Source organism: Archangium sp. (assembly GCF_045802675.1).
Classification (GTDB): domain Bacteria; phylum Myxococcota; class Myxococcia; order Myxococcales; family Myxococcaceae; genus Archangium.
On record NZ_JBJMQO010000049.1, the window covers coordinates 1 to 3,948 of the forward strand.

Here is a 3,948-nt window from a genome sequence, read left to right on the forward strand (position 1 = left end):
CCTCAAGATCGTCCCCTCCCACCTGCAGGCGCTGTTGGCCTCCGCACCGGGCGCTTCCGTGCTCCCGGCGCGGTGGCTGATCCTTGGTGGCGAGGCCTTCCCGGTGCGGCTGCTCGAGGAGCTGCGGGCCCGTGGCGGCACCTGCCGGATCCTCAACCACTATGGCCCCACCGAGACCACCGTGGGTGCTTCGGTGCTGGACGTGGAGGTGGCCCTCGCACAGGGGGCAGCTCCCTGGCGCACGGTGCCCATCGGCAGGCCTTTGGACAATGTGCGGCTGTACGTGCTCGACCGGCACCAGCAGCCCGTGCCCATCGGAGTCGAGGGCGAGCTCTACATCGGCGGGGCGGGCGTGGCGCGCGGCTACCTGGACAAGCCCGACGTCACGGCGCAGCGCTTCGTGGCGGAGCCGTTCTCCGGCGGCCAGGAGCGGCTCTACCGCACGGGTGATCGGGTCCGCCTGCTGCGGGACGGTAGTGTCGAGTTCCTCGGGCGCATGGATCATCAGGTGAAGGTGCGCGGCTACCGTATCGAGACCGGTGAGATCGAAGCCGTCCTGGCCCGCCACCCGAACGTGGAGCGGGTGCTGGTGGTGCCGAGGGCGGGGGGGGGGGGAACCCGGCTGGTCGCCTATGTCACCCACCGGGACACGCAGCCCGCGCCCGCCGCGCTGCGTGCCCACCTGGCGGAGTACCTGCCCGAGCACATGTTGCCCTCGGACTTCGTGCTCCTGGAGTCGTTTCCCCGCAACCTCAACGGCAAGGTCGATCTGGCGGCCCTTCCCGAGCCCGCCGACACGGCCGGCTCCGAGGCAGACGCCGCGCCGCGCACTGGCATCGAGGAGCAACTCGCGGCCTTGTGGATGGCCGTGCTGGGGCTGGGGCGGGTGAGGGCCGATGACGACTTCTTCGCCCTCGGCGGCCACTCGCTCCTGGCCATGCAGCTCGTGTCCCGCATCCGCGAGTGCTTCCGGATCGACCTACCCCTGCGCGCCCTCTTCGAGGCGCGGACCCCGCGCGCCCTGGCCGCGCGTGTGGGCCAGGCGGCGTCCTCCACGCGCACGGACTCCATCCCGCACCTGTCGCCCCGGCCCTCGCCCGCGCCGCTCTCGTACGCCCAGCATCGGTTGTGGTTCCTGGAGCGCCTCTCCCCGAGCAGTGCCTTCTACCACATGCCCTTGGCGCTCCAGCTCGAGGGCGCGCTGTCCGTGGAGGCGCTCGCCCGGAGCGTGAATGCCCTCCTCGAGCGCCACGCCATTCTGCGCACCGTCTACCCCACGGACAGCGGCGAGCCCCGGCAGCACGTCCTCGAGCACCTGGAGCTCCCGCTGCCCGTCCTCGAGCTGCCCGCGGAGGCCACGGGCTCGCCCGGTGACTGGCTCGAAGCGCGGATGCGGGAGGAGGCCGCCGGCCCCTTCGCGCTGGCCACGGGGCCGCTCGTCCGCGCCTCGCTGCTGCGCCTCTCCCCGGAGCGCCACGTCCTCCTGCTGACGATGCACCACATCGCCTCGGACGGCTGGTCCATGGGCGTGCTGGTGCGTGAGCTGGGCTCTTTCTACGCGGCCTTCATCGGGGCCGACTCACGGCCGCTACCGCCCCTGCGGCTCGACTACGTGGACTTCGCCTGCTGGCAGCGCGAGCGTCTGGAGGGCGGACTGTTGGAGCAGCAGCTCCACTACTGGCGCGGGCAACTCGCCGGCTGTTCAGGCGTCATCGAGCTGCCCACCGACAAGCCCCGGCCTCCCGTGCAGGCGTACCAGGGCGCCACTGTGTCGGCGCTCCTGCCGCGGCACCTGTCCGAGGCACTCGAGGACCTGAGCCGGCGCGAGGGCGTCACGCTGTACATGACCCTGAAGGCGGCTTTCGACGTGCTGTTGTACCGCTGGACGGGCCAGGAGGACTTCACCGTCGGCACGCCCATCGCGGGCCGTGACAACGCCGAGCTCGAGGAGCTCATCGGCCTCTTCGTCAACACCCTCGTGCTGCGCGCGGACTTGTCGGGCGAGCCGACCTTCCGCGAGCTGCTCCACCGGGTGCGCGAGACGGCGCTGGGGGCCTATACCCACCAGGACATCCCCTTCGAGCGGCTCGTCCAGGAGCTGCGGCCCGAGCGCAACCTGGCGCACGCGCCGCTCTTCCAGGTGATGTTCATGCTGCGCAACTTCCCGGAGGCGACGGCCCGGCTGCCCGGTCTGACGTTGTCGCTGTTGGAGTCCGGTACCCGGACGGCGAAGTTCGACCTGACGCTGGCCATGACGGCCACGCAGGAGGGGCTCGCCACCTCGCTGGAGTACAACACGGACCTCTTCGAGGAGGCGACGGTCCGGCGGATGCTCGGGCAGCTGCGCGTGCTGCTGGAGGGGATTGCCCGGGAGCCCGGCCAGCACGTGTCGCGGCTGCCGCTGCTTTCTGAGGAGGAGCGGCACCGGCTGCTGGTGGAGTGGAACGACACGGCCGTGGATTTCCCGCGCGAGGCCTGCCTCCACCAGCTCGTCGAGGCCCAGGTGGAGCGCACGCCCGGGGCCGTGGCGCTTGTCTTCGAGGGGCAATCGCTCACCTACCGGGAGCTGGATGCACGCGCCAACCAGCTCGCCTGGCACCTGCGCTCGCTGGGCGTGGGCCCCGAGGTGCGTGTGGGCCTGTGCCTGGAGCGCTCCCTGGAGATGGTCATCGCCCTGCTGGCCACCCTGAAGGCCGGCGGCGCCTACGTCCCGTTGGACCCGGACTACCCCACGCAGCGCCTGGTGTGGATGCTCGAGGACGCGCGCCCCGCGGTGCTGCTGGCCCAGCAGCGGCTGCTCTCGCGCCTGCCTCAGCACGACGCCCGGGTGCTCTGCCTGGACTCGCGGTGGGAGGAGGTGGCCGCACACCCGAGGCATGCTCCGCCCCCGCTCGCCACCCCGGACAACCTCGCCTACGTCATCTTCACCTCCGGCTCCACCGGGCGTCCCAAGGGGGCGATGAATGCCCACGCTCCCGTGTGCAACCGGCTGCTGTGGATGCAGGACGAGTACGGGCTGGGACCCCAGGACACCGTCCTGCAGAAGACGCCCTTCAGCTTCGACGTGTCCGTCTGGGAGTTCTTCTGGCCGTTGATGGTGGGCGCGCGTCTGGTGGTGGCCCGGCCCGGTGGCCACCAGGAGCCGGCCTACCTGGTAGAGCTCATCGCCGAGGCCCGCATCACCACCCTGCACTTCGTGCCCTCCATGCTCCAGCTCTTCCTGGAGGAGCCGGGACTGGAGCGCTGCGCCTCACTGCGCCGCGTGGTGTGCAGCGGTGAGGCCCTGCCGCTGGAGCTCGCCGAGCGCTGTCTGCAGCGGCTGCCCCAGGCCGGGCTGCACAACCTCTATGGCCCCACCGAGGCCGCCGTCGATGTTACCCATTACGCTTGCGTCCGCGGCGAGCCTCGGCGCTCGGTGCCCATCGGCCGCCCCGTGGCCAACACGTCCATCCGCCTCCTGGACTCGAAGCTGAGGCCGGTGCCTATCGGCGTCCCCGGCGAGCTGTTCATCGGCGGCGTGCAGGTGGGGCGTGGCTACCTGTCCCGTTCCGAGCTCACGGCCGAGCGGTTCATCCCGGACCCCCTCAGCGAGACGCTGGGGGCGAGGCTGTACCGCACGGGAGACGTGGCCCGCTGGCTGCCGGACGGCAACATCGAGTACCTGGGCCGCGCCGACTTCCAGGTGAAGATCCGCGGCCTGCGTATCGAGCTGGGGGAGATCGAATCCACGCTGGAGAAGCACCCCACCGTGCAGCAGGCGGTGGTGCTGGCGCGCGAGGACGTGCCCGGCGACAAGCGGCTGGTGGCCTACGTGAGAGCCCAGGCAGGAGGGGAACCCGAGCCAGCGGCGCTGCGCGAGTACCTCAAGCAGCGGTTGCCGACGTACATGGTGCCGGCCTCGTTCGTGGTGTTGGCCCACTTCCCCATGCTGGCCAGTGGCAAGGTGGA

Annotated in this window: 1 protein-coding gene; it reads left to right on the top strand. The window is 71.1% G+C overall.

Features of this window, described 5'->3' with window-relative positions; translation table 11 throughout:
- On the top strand, positions 1–3,948 hold a 3,948-nt coding region (locus ACJ8AN_RS14940; RefSeq protein WP_407756015.1), incomplete at both ends, for an amino acid adenylation domain-containing protein.